Genomic DNA, 16885 nt, shown 5'->3' with positions numbered 1-16885 from the left:
ATTTATTTATGTCATTTTTAATAATAAGCGTATTTTAGTATTTGAAAAGAGAAGTTGTACATAATATGTGAATAAAAAGATTTGTTTCTTACTTTCTAGAGTGAGAGGGCGATATAAAAAAGGTTGCTATTTTTTCGTTCAAAGTGAACAAAGAATCGTTTGTTATTTAGTTGGGGTAACTAATGATTGTTGTTATAAAAAGCGCTTACAATTTGTGTGATGAGAGTAGTACGCATGTTTGTGCAAAAGTGACAAAAAAGAGAAGGCAGGGTGTTTTAATAGAAAAAAATTTTTAATAAAAAGGAGAGTTTGTCGTGGAGAAAAATGTGTCTCAAGTAACAGCTCAAGAAGAAACAGCGATGAAAGCACGTGGCTACAATGAGGATTTGTTGCCAAGTAGCCCGAAACAACGGACGATGGGCGCGCGCAATTTTTTTACATTATGGATGGGTTCGATTCATAATATCCCGAATTATGCAGCAGTGGGCGGCTTTATTTTCTTAGGTTTATCGCCGCTGCAAGTTATGCTGGCAGTTGTGTTAAGCTCATTCATTGTAGCAACTTTCATGAATTTAAATGGCGGGGCTGGCTCTAAATATGGCATTCCTTTTGCGATGCACTTACAGTCTACTTACGGCAGTCTCGGGGCAAAACTGCCAGGGTTCTTAAGAGGTTGTGTGGCCGCAATTGCTTGGTTTGGTCTGCAAACGTTTACAGGATCGCTCGCTTTATTAATTATTCTCGGGAAATTTTGGCCGAACTTTTTACAAATTGGTGGGTCATTCCAGTTTTTTGGTCTCAGGCTACCTGAATTAATGGCGTTTACTCTTTTCTGGCTCTTAAATGTGGCAATAGGTTTCGGTGGTAGCAAAATTTTGAACCGGTTTACCGCCATTTTAAGTCCGTTGATTTATGTCGTTATTATTGGATTAACGATTTGGGCCATTCGAGCTGGGGGCGGTTTAACACCAATTTTGTCCTATCAAGTTTCTGGTGCGATTCGTTCAGTCAATCCACTTGTGGCGTATCTGATTATTTTTAACTCGGTTGTGGCCGTTTGGTCAGCGCCTGGTGCGAGTGTGGCGGATTTTACTAAGAATGCGCGCTCGACACGTGCTCAGGTTGTGGGGCAAACAGCAGGTTTAGTTGTTGGTTATGGGATTTTCGCTTTTTCCAGTGTGGTTATTCTGTTAGGTGGTTCGCTGTATTTTGGGATTCAAGAATGGAATATTTTAAACATTATTGATCGTTTAGATAATGTGGCGGTGGTGGTCTTAGCCATGTCAGTTTTCTTATTAACGACTATTTCAACGAATGCAACAGGGAACATCATTCCGGCAGGTTATCAATTGGCAGCACTGTTTCCTAAAAAAATGACGTATAAAAAAGGCGTCATGATTGCCAGTGTTATCAGCTTTCTCATTATGCCTTGGAAACTGATGGAAAACGCCGATAGTATTTTTATTTTTCTGAACGCAATTGGAGCTGTTTTAGGACCAGTCGCTGGCGTGATGATTGCGAATTATTATTTTGTTCAAAAGCAACAAATTGATTTAAATGCTTTATACGTAGATAAACACAAAAAAGAGGAAGCCAATCCTTTTTACGGATTAAACAAGCCGGCGTATGTTGCTACTATTCTGGCGTTGGTTCTTTCCTTAAGTGGTCAATTTATTCCACAGGTTAAAATCATTGCTGATATTTCGTGGTTTGTGGGCTTTACCACAGGTTTTGTGCTGTACTTAGTGTTAAAAAAATGGACTTGGGATTCAAAAAAAGTGAAAGAAACAGCTTATCAGGAGGGAAAATAAATGCAAGCAGAGTTAGTGATTAAAAACGGGTTAGTTATTTTAGAAACTGGAGAAGTCATTACGGATGTCGCCGTTCAAGGAGGAAAAATCGTAGCGATTGGGCAAGACTTGTCAGGAGAACGTGTGATTGATGCGACGGGTTTAGTCGTTAGTCCTGGGATGGTGGATGCCCATGTTCATATTACCGATCCTGGTGGTGGTTACCGCGATGAATGGGAAGGGTATGTCACAGGAACGGCCGCTTGTGCCAAAGGGGGCGTGACGACCTTTATGGAAATGCCTTTAAATCAGATTCCAGCAACTGTGGATAAGACCTCTCTTGAGATCAAATACAAGGCAGGAGAAAATAAACTAAAAGTAGATGTAGGGTCATTTGGCGGCGTGGTCCCGACCAACTTGGCTGGTGGGATTCAGGAACTTGATGAAGGAGGCGTTTCCGGCTATAAATGCTTTTTAGGAACGTGCGGCGATCGTTCAATTGAAGGAGATTTTCAAAATGTCGACGATTATTCACTATATGAAGGAATGAAACAAGTTGCTAAGACTGGCAAAGTGCTAGCAATCCATGCAGAAAATGCGCCAATTACGGATAAATTAGGCGCGTTAGCTTATCAAAATGGCGAAACGACTTTAGCAGCATATGTAGCTACACGTCCTGTGTTTACCGAAGTTGAAGCGATTCAAAAAGCCATTTTATTTGCCAAAGAAACAGGTTGTCGGATTCATATTTGTCATGTGGCTTGTCAAGAAGGCGTGGAAGAAGTTTTGAAAGCCCGAGCAGAAGGGGTAGATGTGACTTGTGAAACATGTACGCATTATTTATATTTTACCACGGATGAACTTGATGCCATTGGTCCAGTTGTCAAATGTTCGCCGCCGATTCGTGACGCGGACCAACAAGCCGCCTTATGGAACCACGTGCAAACAGGCGGCATCGCGTTTGTAACCTCTGACCATTCTCCTTGTACGCCAGACTTAAAAGATACAACCAATGCTTTTGAAGCTTGGGGCGGCATTTCTGGTGTTCAAAATAACGTCGACGTGTTATTCGATGAAGCCGTCCAAAAACGTGGTTTATCCTTGAAACAATTCGCGGATATGATTGCAGCAAACCCAGCTGACCGTTATCACTTAGCACAAAAGGGCCGCATCAGCATTGGTAAGGATGCCGATTTTGTACTAATTAAACCTAATGCACCGTATATCTTAAAAGCAGAAGATTTAGAATATCGAAATAAAATTAGTCCTTACATTGGTCGTGAAATTGGGGCCCAAGTGATTCAAACAATTTTAAGAGGCGAAACAATTTACGCACAAGAAACTGGGGTAACCGAGGCGTTTAACGGCGTATTTATCAAAAATTAAACACCTATTTTAGAAATGGAAAGGGACAGAAGCGTAATTGAATTAGCGCCTCTGTCCACGAGTTAGAGGATGTTCGTTGGTTGTTTCGCACAAAAAAAGGCTTAATTTTGTTTGATAAGTACAATGAAGATAACTAGGGAAACGTTTACAATTAGAGTGTAATCAGTCAGGAGGTTTTGTGATGGACTTGGAAAAAGTTTTAAGACAAAGAATCGAAGAGTTGTCAGCAATTGGGAGTGATCCTGCTGGAGGGATGACACGCTTACTTTATACAGATTCGTGGTTGGCAGCACAAAAGTATGTGCAAAGCCAAACTGAGGCGTTTGGACTGGAAACGCAATTTGACGAAGTTGGGAATCTGTTTTGTCGAGTGGCAGGAACGGAATTTCCTCAGGAAACGATTTTAACTGGGTCACATATCGACACAGTAGTTAATGGTGGGACCTTAGATGGTCAATATGGTGTTATTGCTTCCATGACGGCTGTTCAATATTTATTAGACAAATATGGGAAACCACGGCGTTCTTTAGAAGTGCTTTCCATGGCTGAAGAAGAAGGGAGTCGTTTTCCAACGGTTTTCTGGGGAAGCAAAAATGTCGTTGGTGAAGCCAAATGTGAAGAAGTAGTCGACATCTCTGACAACGAAGGTAAAAAGTTTGTTGATGAGATGCATCGCCAAGGCTTTGATTTTCGGCAAGAGCAAACTAGACGTGAGGACATTGAAGCATTTGTCGAAATTCATATTGAACAAGGCAATATTTTAGAGAACGAAAAGCTCCAAGTCGGTGTTGTTCATAGTATTGTAGGGCAACGTCGCTACACGGTTAACTTAAAAGGGCAAGCCAATCATGCAGGTACTACGCCAATGAGTTACCGTCATGATGCAGTGTACGGCTTTGCTAAAATTTGTGCAGAAGCCATTGATCGTGCGAACGAAATTGGGGATCCGTTAGTTTTAACATTCGGCAAAGTCATTCCGAAACCCAATACAGTCAACGTGGTGCCTGGAGAAGTGGAATTTACAATTGACTGCCGTCATACCGACGCTGCTTTTTTACGACATTTTACTGGTGAATTAGAAGAACGGATGAAGACAATTGCTCAAGAATTAGGCTTAACGATTGCAATTGACCGCTGGATGGATGAAGCCCCTGTACCGATGAATCAAGCAATTGTGGAAGTTATTGAACAAAAAGCCAAAGAAGGCAAGTATCAGTATCGTATGATGCATAGTGGCGCTGGGCATGATTCGCAAATTATTGCGCCCCATTACCCGACGGCGATGATATTTGTGCCAAGTATTGGTGGGATTAGTCATAATCCAGCAGAAGCAACGGCATTTCCAGATTTGGTTGAAGGCGTCAAGCTTTTAGCAGATACCTTATATGAATTAGCGTATAAATAAGATAGAAAAGGAAGAATTGTGATGGGTTATAAAAATAATCGAGTTGGTTACCAAAAAGAATTGTTAACATCAAGAGCTGTGATAAAAAAAGACAATTACGCCATTATTCCCCATGATGGTTTGGTGCAAAATGCAGTACCTGGTTTTGAAAATGTCGATATTTCCATTTTGGGATCGCCTAAATTAGGTGCGACATTTGTGGATTACATTGCTACGTTTCATAAAAATGGTCAACAAACAACTGGTTTTGGTGGCGATGGGATCCAAACGTTGGTTTATGTCATTGACGGTCGTTTGCGCGTTTCAGATGGTCAAGAAACTCATGAGCTTGAAGCCGGGGGCTATGCCTACTTTACGCCTGAAATGAAAATGTATTTAGCGAATGCACAGGAAGCGGACACAGAAGTTTTCTTATATAAAAAACGCTATCAGCCGTTGGCGGGCCATCAACCTTATAAAGTGGTTGGGTCAATTCATGACCAACAACCAGAAGAATATGAAGGAATGACAGACGTGTTACTTTGGAGTTTATTACCGAAAGAGTTTGACTTTGATATGAATATGCATATCTTATCTTTTGAACCAGGCGCTAGTCATGCCTACATTGAAACGCATGTCCAAGAGCATGGTGCGTATTTAATTAGTGGGCAAGGGATGTACAATTTGGACAATGAATGGTATCCAGTGGAAAAAGGGGACTATATTTTCATGAGTGCCTATGTGCCACAAGCAGCCTATGCGGTTGGCCGTGAAGAACCGCTAATGTACGTTTATTCCAAAGATGCCAATCGTGAACCAGAATTATAACGAAAAGCCGAATGTAAAGTAATGACCTCGGAACAATAGGATTTGAACACGCAGTGGTGAACGGTAGAGTCCTTTTTCTTGGTAGACGTTACTTTTATTCGGCTATTTTCCTGTTAATTATTTTTCTGAAAGTTCCAACGCTACCCGTAAGAGTAAACTCGTCTCAGGCTCTTGAATAGAGGTGTCTAATAATTTTTCACATTGATTCATGCGATATTTAATGGTGTTTCTGTGAAGGTAGAGAGCGTTGGCCGTTTTAGTAATTTCGCAATTGAAATCTAAAAAAACTTTCAAGGTTTTTCGTAATTCTTGTAACGTCGGTTCCGTCGGATAGGCCAACTCTTTCAATTGTTGCTGGCAAAAGTATTCAACATCTTCAGTGCCAATCTTTTCAAAAAGTCCAGCTAGGCCTTTGGGATGGAACAATTGCACAGTTGCTGGTTTTTGAGCGTGTAAAGAAGCCTCTAATGTCGAGGAAGCTTCAATATAAGAATTAGGCAAATCTTCTAGGTTTTCATAAGCGTTGCCTAAAGCAAAGCGAATGGTAATAGGCAAAGCCTGTTGCAAACGTTCAGCGAGGTTTTGCAAAATCATCAAATGGTCATTTTTCTTAGATTGAAAAATCAAGATACTTTTATTTTGATTTTTTAATTTAAACAAGGCGACATCTGGCAGGATTTCCGGCAATTGTTCTTTGAGCCATTGGAAAATTAGTTGCCCTTCCGCTTGCTGATAACGAATATGGGTTTCATTTTCTGGTTTAGTCACGCCGTAGACAATCGCTAATTGATAATAATCGCTGTTGATTAAACGATAATTTTTCCAAAGTTCCAACCAATTTTGATGTTTACTCAGCACTTCTTGATGTATGTCAAGCAAGCGGTCCAAAAAGTCTGTTTTGAGATGTTCAAAAGATTCAGCAATTTTCTGGTTTTTAAATAACATAAAGGTCAAAACTAAAATGGCCTGATCAATGGCAAATTCAGAAATAGGATAAGGAATCTGTTCAGGAGATAAGACCAATAAATAATAGGGAAAATAATCGTTCACACGAATTGGAAAGCCAGCTACTTGAATGTTTTCTTGTCGCTCATCCTTTAAACGAAAGATTTTCTTTTCTTGTGCCAATTGTTGAAAGTGGTCTTTTGATAATTGTTCGATGAAAAACTCCGCCGATTTTTGATTGCCATAAAAATAATTCGAGTGGGCAATCACCTGTTGCCAAGGACTTAATAAAATAATTGGCGCATTTAAAATTTTCGCAAATTCAGCGATGAAACGCGTAGCATCAACATCTTGCATTAATAATGTTGAAAAACGCTTTTGGATGTCAAATGCCACAGACATCTGTTCGGTTTTGCTATCACGAAGATAGCCTACAATTTCATGCAACAACCCGCCTAGTGGCTGTGTGCTAGGAATTTTAATCAGGGGCAAATCAACGGCACTGGCATAGTCAACAATTTCAGGTGAAATTTCGTCAAGGAACCGCCCAACTTTGATTCCTAAAGCCGTACACTCTGCTTGTTTTAGCGAGTCAATAAAAGGTTTCAATTTTTCTTGATCATCTTTATAAATCATTGCCGTTGTTAAAATCATGACATTTTTAGGGATAAAATCAGCCACATCAGGTGTTTCCGTGATTTCTACACTTTCCAAGGGCTGTGTTAAGTTTGAGTGAGACGATAATAATTGTAAGTCAGAAAATCTTGGTAAAGCCAAGACCTCAGCTAATATTTTCATCACAACAACCTCCTTTTTTTATAGTATAGCGAAGAATAAAAAGGAGTACAAAAGATAGTTATTGAATATGTCTAAAAAACAAAGTCAAAATAGTGCAAATTGAACAATGAATTTCTGAGTTTTTCCAAAGATAATAAAAGAGAAGAATTAAAAATGAAGTGAGGGATTACTATGTATCAACAACCAAATTTTGTACGGCGAACAATCATGACGCCGGGACCAGTCGAAGCCCATCCATCGGTACTTCGTCAAATGGGTCAACCAATTTTAGGGCAATTCGATCCAGAATTTCTACAAATTATGGATGAAGTTCGGGAAATGATTAAAGTACCTTTTGCCACAAAGAATCAACAAGCCTTTGCCATTGATGGCACGTCACGTTCAGGCTTGGAAGCGGGGTTATTTGCATTGATTGAGCCAGGCGACAAAGTGCTTGTGCCTGCGTATGGCCGGTTTGCTTATTTATTAGGTGAAATTTGCGAACGCGCCCGGGCCGAAGTCATTTATTTAGAAAAGGACTGGCTCGCACCGTTTGAACAAACAACGGTGATTGAAGCGATTAAAGAACATCAACCAAAAATTGTTGCGATGGTCCACGGCGAAACGGCGAATGCACAAATGCAACCACTGGATCAAATTGGCGCCTTTTGTCGGGAAAATGAAATTTTCTTCGTAGTAGATATGGTGGCGACTTACGGCGGTGTCGAAACAAAGGTCGATGATTGGAAGATTGATATTGCGGTAGCAGGCACTCAAAAATGTGTCAGCGTACCTTCAGGCCTTTCTTTGATTACCTACAACCAACGTGTAGCCGATTATCTGGCGGGCCGTTACCAAAAAGAGTTAGGGCTTGGCGCGGATGCGCGGAATGAACGGTTCATTCAAAGTAACTACTTGGATTTATCGCAATTAGAAAAATATTGGGGACCAGAGCGCTTAAATCACCATACAGAAGCGACTACAATGATTTATGGGCTACATGAAGGGCTGCGCTTGTTACTTCAAGAAGGCATGGAAAATGTCTACGCACGTCATCGGAAAAACGATCGTATTTTAGTTGAAAGTCTGCAAAAAATGGGCTTAGAAATTTTCGGGAAGTTAGACACAAAAACACCAACAGTCATTCCTGTGGTCATTCCAGAAGGAATTGATGGTGAAAAGGTGCGGAGCTTATTACTGGATCATTTTAAAGTTGAAATTGCCTCTTCTTTCGGTGATTTAAAAGGAAAAATTTGGCGGGTCGGTAATATGGGGTACAGCAGTCGCGAAGACAATGTGTTGCATTTCTTGAGTGCCTTTGAGACTGTATTGAAACACCAAGGTTATCAATTTGAAGGCGGTAGCGGTAGTACTCATGCATTGGCTGAGTATTTAAACTAAAAAAGAAGGTAGGACAAAGGTCACTACGTAAAAAAGCGTAGTGCTTTTGTTCCTTATGAAACGTTAACCAAAAAAATGATTGGTGGAGGAAAAGAAAATGACAGACAAGACAAAAAGTTCGTTGGCTTATTGGAAAAAAATCGTTATTTTACTATGTATGGGCTGGGTAACAATCTGGATTTATCGTTCCGCGCTTTCTCCTGTTTATCCGCAAATTCGTGCGTCTTTAAATGGTAACGCTTCAGATACGGCCCTAGGGTCCATTTCTAGCTTTTATTTTCTCGGTTACGTAGTCATGCAGATTCCTGCAGGCTTCTTGGTAGACAAAATTGGGAAAAAACGTGTATTAATTCCAGGCTTTATCTTGTTTGCGCTGGCAGCATTACTGATTGCCCAAGCCCAAACGATTGGAATAATTTACTTAGGTAGCTTATTGGCAGGTTTAGGATGTGGTTCTTTCTATGGCTCGGCTTACTCGTTGACGTCGCAAAACATTCCTCAAGCCAAAAAAAGTTTTGCAACAGCTATTGTCAACAGTGGTTCAGCAGTTGGTTCAGGTTTAGGGATGATTTTATCTAGTTATTTAGTTGCCCAAAAAGGATTGCCTTGGCAAGTGATGATGTACATTTCCGCCTTTATGATTATTTGTATGTTAGTAGCTTTTCAAGTGATTATTCGCAATCATAAAGAAGACATGGCCTTGATTCAGCCAACCGTTGTTGATGAAAAAGATAACGGAGCGGTAAAAGAAAAAGTGCCCTTTAAAAAACTGTTTGCGCCACATATGCTATTTGCGTACATTTTATATTTTGGCACTTGTTATGCATATTATATGATTGTGACTTGGTTACCTAATTTTTTAAGTACCGAACGTGGTTTCCAAGGAGCGGCAATTGGATTGTCCTCTTCGCTGGTCGCATTTGCCTCTATTCCAGGAGCGTTATTTTTTAGTCGGTTGGCGGATAAGTACATGCATAAAAAAGTTCAATTCATCGTTGTTTTAGAATTTTTAGCAACAGCCATGCTTTTGTTAACTGTACAAGTAAGTAATGCAACGTTGTTATTAATTGCTTTAATTATGTATGGGTTCTTAGGGAAATTAGCTGTAGAACCGATTATTATTTCTTGGCTAGGTGAAAATGCACCAAAAATTGGAATTGGCACTACTTTGGGTGTGTTTAACTTTTTCGGCATGATGTCATCTGTGATCGCCCCAGCTTTAACTGGGAAAATTTCTGACACAACTGGTTCGAAAGTCATGGGCTTTTATATCGCCGTCGTGATTTTACTAATTGGCACGATTCTTTTTATGCTTGTCAATTTAAAAAAACGCGGGGCAGATTCCTCTAATAAATAAAAATAAAACAACGCAAACTTATCTTTCGTTGAATAAGTTTGCGTTGTTTTACTTTTTGACAATCATATTAATCGCTTGTGCTAATCGCTCTTCTTGTTCTTTAGGATCTTTTTCAGGATTTTCAAAGCAATGCTTTAAATTCTCCGCAACAATCATCCCCATTACGCGATCAATACTAGAACGGACCGCACTCAACTGAGTGATAACATCGATACACTCTTTTTCTTCATCAATCATTTTTTGAATCCCGCGAATTTGACCTTCTGTGCGGCGTAAACGATTCAGCACTTTCTTTTTTTCTTCAGTCATTTTGCCCCTCCTTAAGAGTAGTGATTGGTTTAAAATATACCTACACTAGGTATTTTTGTCAACTATCTTTTCTTTGAATCTAAAAATGGCAGAAATCTCTTCAGTTGACAAGTCTAACTTTTTCATGTTAAATATACCCCGTAAGGTATATAAGAGAAGGAGAAAAAGATGTTATTTCAATTGTTTAAAAAAACGCCAAGTATTTCAACAAAAGAATTGCAGTCACGTTTATCTAAAGAGATAACGTTATTAGATGTCCGGACACCTAGCGAATACCGCGCAGGGCATATTCCACAAGCGATTAATGTCCCACTTAACAAAATTCCCGCCTACAACAAATCCGCTAACGAAGTCTATGTGATTTGCCAGTCTGGCATGCGCAGTAAAAATGCGGCCAAAATTTTAGCGAGAAAAAACTATCACGTGATTAACGTTCGTGGCGGGATGTCCCAATGGTCTGGTCAAATTAAAGGAGGAAAATAAATGAAAATTGTAATTATTGGAGGCGTGGCTGGTGGCATGTCAGCAGCGACACGTTTACGTCGCTTAATGGAAGATGCTGAAATTGTTGTCATGGAAAAAGGCCCTTTTGTTTCATTTGCAAACTGTGGTTTGCCTTACTACGTTTCTGGCGAAATCGCAGAAAGAGAGCAACTGCTTGTTCAAACACCCGAAGCGTTAAAGGCACGGTTTAATTTAGATGTTCGTCCTCACCATGAAGTCGTGGCAATTGATCCAATAGAAAAAGTGATCACAGTGAAACATGAAACAGAAATTTTAACAGAACACTATGACAAATTAATTTTATCACCAGGGGCGAAACCTTTTGTGCCACCAATTACAGGATTGGCAGAAGCCAAAAATGTTTTTTCATTAAGAAATGTTCCTGATTTAGATCAAATTATGACAGCCTTGACACCAGAAACAAAACGAGCCGTCGTGATTGGCGCAGGCTTCATTGGCTTGGAAATGGCAGAAAACTTACAAAAACGCGGATTAGAAGTCACTCTCGTGGAAAAGGCACCCCATGTTTTACCGCCATTAGACGAAGAAATGGCCGCTTTTGTCAAAGTTGAATTAAGCAAAAACAATGTTCAAGTAATTACGGGACAATCTGCGGTTGCTTTTGAAGAAGAAGGGCAAGTGATTCGCTTAGAAGACGGTCAAACATTAGCTTCTGATTTAACCATTTTGTCGGTGGGTGTCCAACCAGAAAATACCTTAGCAGTTGAAGCAGGTGTAGCAACTGGTTTACGTGGCGGTATTGTTGTTGATGAACACTATCAAACGAATCAACCCGATATTTATGCGGTTGGGGATGCTATTGTAGTGAAACAACAAATCACTCAAGAAGATGCGCTGATTTCTTTAGCTTCCCCCGCCAATCGCCAAGGACGTCAAGTAGCGGATGTGATTGCTGGGTTAGAGAGAAAAAATCAAGGGAGCATTGGGACCGCTATTGTGCGAGTCTTTGATTTAACCGCCGCTTCAACTGGTTTAAGCGAACGGGCTGCTAAAGCTGCTGGACTAACAACAGCTGTTGTGCATATCAGTGGAAAAGACCATGCGGGGTATTATCCTGGCGCAACAGATCTTCAGTTAAAATTAGTTTTCCATCCTACGACAGGGGAAATTTATGGTGCACAAGGAATTGGGGCAAAGGGCGTAGATAAGCGGATTGATATTCTTGCGACCGCTATTAAAGGACAGTTAACTATTTTTGATTTGCCTGAATTAGAGTTTACCTATGCGCCGCCGTTTGGTTCAGCGAAAGATCCTGTGAACATGTTAGGCTATGCAGCGATGAACCTTGTAGAAGGATTGAGTGAAAACGTTCAATGGTATGAGTTATCCAACGAATTAGCTAAGGGGGCTGTTTTATTAGATGTCCGTAATCCCGCTGAACAAGCCAATGGTCAATTTAAAAATGCTGTGTCTATTCCTTTAAATGAGTTAAGAGAACGTTTGGAGGAATTAGACAAGTCAACGGAGTACATTGTTAGTTGTCACAGTGGTTTGCGTAGTTATATTGCAGAACGGATGCTAAAACAAGCGGGCATCTCAGTCAGAAATTTAGATGGTGCTTTTGCGCTATATAGAATGGTAAAACCGGAGGAACTAGAAAATGTATAACACGATTGGCATGCCTGAATTTTATCAGGAAGCAAAACGAAAAAAATTACCGATTATTGATGTACGAGAAGAAATGGAATACCAACTGGGGCATGTCCCTCAGGCCATCAACTTACCTTTAAGTACTTTAACCGAAAATTATCAGCAATTAGATAAAAACCAACCCTATTATCTGATTTGTCAAATGGGATCGCGCTCCGCACAAGCATGTGCGTTTCTCAGTCAACAAGGGTATCAAGTAACCAATGTTCTAGGTGGTACATCTGGCTGGTTGGGTCAATTAGAACAATAAAATAACAAAAAACGTTTATCCTTTTACACAGGATAAACGTTTTTTTGTTAGATAAAGATGTGTCAAAACTGTAAGAGGAATGATAGGAAGATGAAGGGACCGATTTTTTTATTCATTATATACTAAATAAAATGACAAACTCGTCAACAGAAATCAAGGAGGAACAAATAAATGAAAAAGTCAGGCCAGAAGAAGCGAAATAAAAAAGTGTGGTTCGGTATTGGTGCCGCAGTGGTCGTCGTCGGATTTATCGGAGCAAAAACAGTTTTTTCTTCAAAAGAAGTTGAACCTGAATACACAACGTATACCATTACAGAAATGGCCTCATTAAAATTAGATGGTCAAGTGAGTTTTCTAGATACTCGGGATATTTTCTTTGATCCTTCTTTAGGGAAAATTGCCGAAATAAATGTTGAAAATGGTAAAGAAGTCAAGAAAGATAGTCCATTGTTAACGTACAATAACTCAGACATCCAAGCCACAGAAACAGAACAAGCGAATGCCGTTAATCGGAATAATCTTCAAGTCCAACAAGCACAAGAGAACGTTAACTTAGCCACTCAAAAATACAATGAAACCTTAAACAAAGTTGCTGCAGCCAAGCAAAAATTAAACACCGCAAAAGAGGCTGAAGAGAAAGAAACACTAAATGCGGAAATTCAGCAATTGAATGAAGCCGTTAGTGCTGCGAATAGTGAAGTCGCCCAAGCTAACCAAGCCCTTCAATTAGCCAACAGTGATGCCGTCGGAGCAGCAAACACGCTTGAACAAACACGTGGCAAAGTTAACACAGTCGTTACAGCACCAATTGATGGCCAAGTCACTGTCGATGCTAGTGCCATGAGTAGTACCGACAAACCAGTCATTAAAATTGCAACACAAAAGAAAAATATTCAAGGAAAAGTAACCGAATATGATTACGATAAATTACAGACAGGGGAAGAAGTAACAGTGACGACCGTTGGTTCAGGCAAATCAGCGCCAGGCAAAATTGTTTCCATTGCGCAAACCCCAATAGCTAAAAATGAAGGCAATCCAGTAGTGAGTTATCAATTTACAGTAGAAGGTGATTTTCCTTGGGCAGAAGGCTTGTCTACTAGCATCGCTGTGCCGCAAAAACAAATGATTATACCGACAGCAGCAATCCAAAAAGAAGGCGAAAAAGAATTTGTCTATGTTTACAAAGCGGGCAAAGCGAAAAAAACACCGATTGAAACAGAAACAAATTTAGGTCGTAAAGTTGTCAAAAGTGGCTTGAATTGGAAAGACCAAGTGATTGCCAATCCCAATAAAGAATTAAAAGATAATCAAGATGTTCAGGTAGCTGCCAATGATTAAGCTAGCCCATATTCATAAATATTATTATTCCGAAGAAGAAACACTGCATGTGTTAGATGATATTAACCTCCAAGTAGACGCTGGAGAATTTTTAGCGATTATGGGTCCTTCTGGTTCTGGGAAATCGACTTTGATTAATTTGCTAGGCTTTATTGATAAAAAGTTTGAAGGAACGTATTTATTTGAAGACCGTGAAATTGGCGACTTTTCTGATAAGGAACTATCCCGAATTAGAAATGAAGCAGTCGGCTTTGTCTTTCAGAATTTTAGTTTAATTGAAACACTAACAGTTGAAGAAAACATTGAATTACCTCTTTTATATAGTGGGTTAACCCCAAAAGAAGCCAAAGATCGTGTCCACGAAGTTCTGACAAAAGTCGGCTTGCCAGATAAAGGCAAGAAGCATCCAAAACAACTTTCGGGCGGACAACAACAACGTGTGGCCATTGCGCGTGCGATTGTCAATCGGCCAAGTTTTATTATTGCAGATGAACCAACTGGGGCTTTAGATAGTAAAACATCGGAAGAAATTTTAACGCTCTTTCAGCAATTAAACAATGAAGGAGTCACCATTATTTTAGTGACACATGATGAAGAAACAATTGAATACTGCAATCGTTTGATTAAAGTTCGTGATGGAAAGATTTTAGAGGAGGTGCTGACATGAAACGTTCAATTATTTGGAAAACCGCCTTCCGTTCCATTTTGAAAAATAAGCGACGCAGCTTGTTAACGATGCTAGGGATTGTCATCGGGATCGCTTCGGTGATTACCATCGTGGCTATCGGTAACGGTTTTAAAGAAGACATGGTCGATAAATTATCTGCTGAAAAACAAAAAGAAAACGTGAAAAAGATTTCTTTTTCAGCTTACAACAGCTCGGATATGTTTAGTGACCAAGCGATGTTTACCGACAATGATTTAGGGGTCGTGCGTATGATTCCTGGCGTAGAAAAAATTGATTTTGATCAAAGAGAAGTTGATGGTGCCCAAAAAGGTACACTGAATTTTCAAGCAGGACCGAAAAATCTTTCCGTAACCTATGAACTTGCCGACAAAACCACCAAAGAATTGTTGGCGGGACGCCAACTGAATGATGGAGACAATGCAAAACTGGATAAAACAGTGGTGGTGGATGAACTGGTTGCCAAAGAACTCTACCAAGACCCGACTGCAGCAGTTAATCGAACTTTTCCATATAAAGATCAACTTTTTACCATTGTTGGCGTGACAACCAATACCAGCGGTGCCATTGGTCCAGGTAATGATGACTCATTGCTTTATTTTCCCAAAAAGACCTATGAACATTATTTCGGCAAGCTAAAAGATACATCTACGTTGAAGCTAACAGTAGCACCTGGCTACCAACCAGATCAAGTATTGAAAGAAACAATAAAAACTCTCTCTCAACAAGGAACCATGAAAAACAGCGGGACGTATCAAGAATATAATGTTAAAGATACCATCAAAGAAATGGGCTCTTTATTAAATAATTTAACCTTGTTTATTTCCGCAATTGCGGCTATTTCACTGGTAATTGCTGGGGTCGGCGTTATGAATATGATGTACATTTCGGTCTCAGAACGGATTAAGGAAATTGGTATCCGCCGTGCATTGGGCGGGACAGCCAGTGATATTAAAAAGCAATTCTTAACAGAAGGAATTGCCTTGACCTTAATCGGCGGAATTACTGGTTATCTTTTAGGAATGATTATTGCCTACTTAGCATCAATGGCACTACCGTTTTCTGTTCGACCAGATTTAATGACCGTTTCATTAGCCATCGGGATTTCTGTCTTTATCGGGGTTGTATTTAGCTATTTCCCTGCCTCGGCAGCTTCGAAAAAAGACTTAATCGATATTATGAAATAAATATAAACAGCAAAGAAACAGCCATTTTTGGCTGTTTTTTTTAGTGAAAGTAGAAAAAAATCCAAAGATTTCAAGAGAAAATAGCTAACAAACGTCAAAAGGTTGATATTAGCTACCAACCTTTTGACGTTTGTTAGCTAAATAAAAAAAGAAAAAATTAAAAAAATAGCATATTGAGGATTAAATAACAAATATTTTTTAAATAAGACTATTAGAAAGCCTTTATAAATCAGGGGTTATAGGAATGACTGTTAATGACTGATTTGATTGTAAATTTCTAAATTTTAATTCGAAAAAATTCCAGTATACTAAATATATCAAAACAAAACACGAAAATTGAGAAAATTTTGAACTAAAAAAGAATTAAGGAGGAATCAAGAATGAAAATAATGGTCATCACAAAAAATATTTTATCAGAAACTGCTTTTCAAAACCGCTTACAGCATTTAGATCACCAAGTTTTTTGTACGACGTGTCTGATTGGTGAAATTAAGGAAAGTCATTTGTTTTATCGAAAATTTGATGCCATCATTCTCAGCGAAACGATTCCTCGCAAAGAACAATATTTATATCTAAAGGAATTAGCCAGAGTTAAAACGCCGTTGTTTCTTCGCTCCGAAGACATTCCTACCTCGGAAGAATTGAGCATCAGCTATCAATATGGCATTCTCAATTGGCTACGATTGGATGCGACTTTGGATACATTAAGAGAAAATCTCCTCTTGGCAGAATTAAATAAACCCATCCAACGAGAAGATGAAAAGTTAAACGTAGAAGGGATAAAGCTAACCGCTACAGAACGGGCACTACTGGCTGTCTTGTACAGTACGCCAAAAGAACACTTACCAATGGAGCGCCTGTGTAAATTAATTTATGACACAGAAGAAACCGCCAACAATCGAAAAAAAATGACCAAACAGCTGACAAAATTAAATAAAAAAATTCAAGTAGGGGGCTTTAAAAAACAAGGTATCCAAAATACACGGTATAAAGGCTACAAACTGCATCCGCAGTTGCTTCCTTACATTGGCGAATTATTTACTTAAAATAGAGAAGCACTTGACGAATGAAAA

General features: G+C 39.4%; 15 protein-coding genes. 13 read left to right on the top strand and 2 right to left on the bottom strand.

Annotated features, from left to right (window positions below; all coding sequences use genetic code 11):
- Nucleotides 1–314 precede the first annotated feature (314 nt).
- The 4 genes from allW (at nt 315) to allE (ending at nt 5388) form a co-directional block, all read left to right on the top strand.
- Nucleotides 315–1811, top strand: a complete 1497-nt coding sequence (gene allW, locus IGJ41_RS12215; protein WP_104855703.1) for an allantoin permease — start codon at nt 315–317, stop codon at nt 1809–1811.
- Nucleotides 1812–3176 carry an allantoinase AllB gene (allB, locus tag IGJ41_RS12210; protein ID WP_438714518.1) on the top strand — a complete coding sequence of 455 codons (1365 nt, stop codon included), beginning with the start codon at nt 1812–1814 and terminating at the stop codon, nt 3174–3176.
- Between the two features lie 181 nt (nt 3177–3357).
- A complete protein-coding gene (gene allC / locus IGJ41_RS12205; protein ID WP_156210202.1) occupies nt 3358–4581 on the top strand; it encodes an allantoate deiminase in 1224 nt (407 codons plus the stop codon).
- Nucleotides 4582–4602: 21 nt separating this feature from the next.
- The gene (gene allE / locus IGJ41_RS12200) at nt 4603–5388 is read left to right on the top strand and encodes a (S)-ureidoglycine aminohydrolase (protein WP_002384779.1); all 786 of its coding nucleotides are present in this window, start codon (nt 4603–4605) and stop codon (nt 5386–5388) included.
- 117 nt (nt 5389–5505) lie between these two features.
- On the opposite strand, the gene IGJ41_RS12195 is transcribed toward allE, so the two are convergent.
- Nucleotides 5506–7131, bottom strand: a complete 1626-nt coding sequence (locus IGJ41_RS12195; protein ID WP_104855702.1) for a PucR family transcriptional regulator — start codon at nt 7129–7131, stop codon at nt 5506–5508.
- Between the two features lie 171 nt (nt 7132–7302).
- Here IGJ41_RS12195 and IGJ41_RS12190 point away from each other — a divergent pair, with 171 nt between their 5' ends.
- Nucleotides 7303–8511, top strand: coding sequence for a pyridoxal-phosphate-dependent aminotransferase family protein (locus IGJ41_RS12190; protein WP_002355061.1), 1209 nt, complete (start codon nt 7303–7305; stop codon nt 8509–8511).
- 97 nt (nt 8512–8608) lie between these two features.
- Entirely contained in the window at nt 8609–9868 is a 1260-nt protein-coding gene (locus tag IGJ41_RS12185; RefSeq protein WP_010816797.1) for an MFS transporter, read from the top strand.
- A gap of 48 nt (nt 9869–9916) precedes the next feature.
- On the opposite strand, the gene IGJ41_RS12180 is transcribed toward IGJ41_RS12185, so the two are convergent.
- Nucleotides 9917–10177, bottom strand: a complete 261-nt coding sequence (locus IGJ41_RS12180; RefSeq protein WP_002355063.1) for a metal-sensitive transcriptional regulator — start codon at nt 10175–10177, stop codon at nt 9917–9919.
- A 168-nt stretch (nt 10178–10345) separates the two neighbouring features.
- Here IGJ41_RS12180 and IGJ41_RS12175 point away from each other — a divergent pair, with 168 nt between their 5' ends.
- The 7 genes from IGJ41_RS12175 to IGJ41_RS12145 all read left to right on the top strand — a co-directional run bounded on the left by IGJ41_RS12175 (nt 10346) and on the right by IGJ41_RS12145 (nt 16858).
- Nucleotides 10346–10660 carry a rhodanese-like domain-containing protein gene (locus IGJ41_RS12175; protein ID WP_002365287.1) on the top strand — a complete coding sequence of 105 codons (315 nt, stop codon included), beginning with the start codon at nt 10346–10348 and terminating at the stop codon, nt 10658–10660.
- Nucleotides 10661–12310, top strand: a complete 1650-nt coding sequence (locus tag IGJ41_RS12170; protein ID WP_173963726.1) for an FAD-dependent oxidoreductase — start codon at nt 10661–10663, stop codon at nt 12308–12310.
- Nucleotides 12303–12602 carry a rhodanese-like domain-containing protein gene (locus IGJ41_RS12165; RefSeq protein ID WP_002355066.1) on the top strand — a complete coding sequence of 100 codons (300 nt, stop codon included), beginning with the start codon at nt 12303–12305 and terminating at the stop codon, nt 12600–12602. The genes IGJ41_RS12170 and IGJ41_RS12165 overlap by 8 nt, the downstream gene beginning before the upstream one ends.
- 171 nt (nt 12603–12773) lie before the next feature.
- Nucleotides 12774–13940 (top strand): efflux RND transporter periplasmic adaptor subunit, encoded by a 1167-nt coding sequence (locus IGJ41_RS12160; protein ID WP_438714514.1) that lies wholly within the window; start codon nt 12774–12776, stop codon nt 13938–13940.
- A complete protein-coding gene (locus IGJ41_RS12155; protein ID WP_002365285.1) occupies nt 13933–14607 on the top strand; it encodes an ABC transporter ATP-binding protein in 675 nt (224 codons plus the stop codon). The genes IGJ41_RS12160 and IGJ41_RS12155 overlap by 8 nt, the downstream gene beginning before the upstream one ends.
- Nucleotides 14604–15812 carry an ABC transporter permease gene (locus IGJ41_RS12150; protein WP_153853882.1) on the top strand — a complete coding sequence of 403 codons (1209 nt, stop codon included), beginning with the start codon at nt 14604–14606 and terminating at the stop codon, nt 15810–15812. Before IGJ41_RS12155 ends, IGJ41_RS12150 begins: the two co-directional genes overlap by 4 nt.
- Nucleotides 15813–16192: 380 nt before the next feature.
- The gene (locus IGJ41_RS12145) at nt 16193–16858 is read left to right on the top strand and encodes a helix-turn-helix domain-containing protein (protein WP_002383329.1); all 666 of its coding nucleotides are present in this window, start codon (nt 16193–16195) and stop codon (nt 16856–16858) included.
- Nucleotides 16859–16885 lie beyond the last annotated feature (27 nt).

Origin of the sequence: Enterococcus sp. DIV1537a, assembly GCF_051712085.1 — a bacterium.
GTDB classification, from domain to species: Bacteria; Bacillota; Bacilli; order Lactobacillales; family Enterococcaceae; genus Enterococcus; species Enterococcus faecalis.
This window is presented reverse-complemented; position numbering and strand designations above follow the sequence as displayed.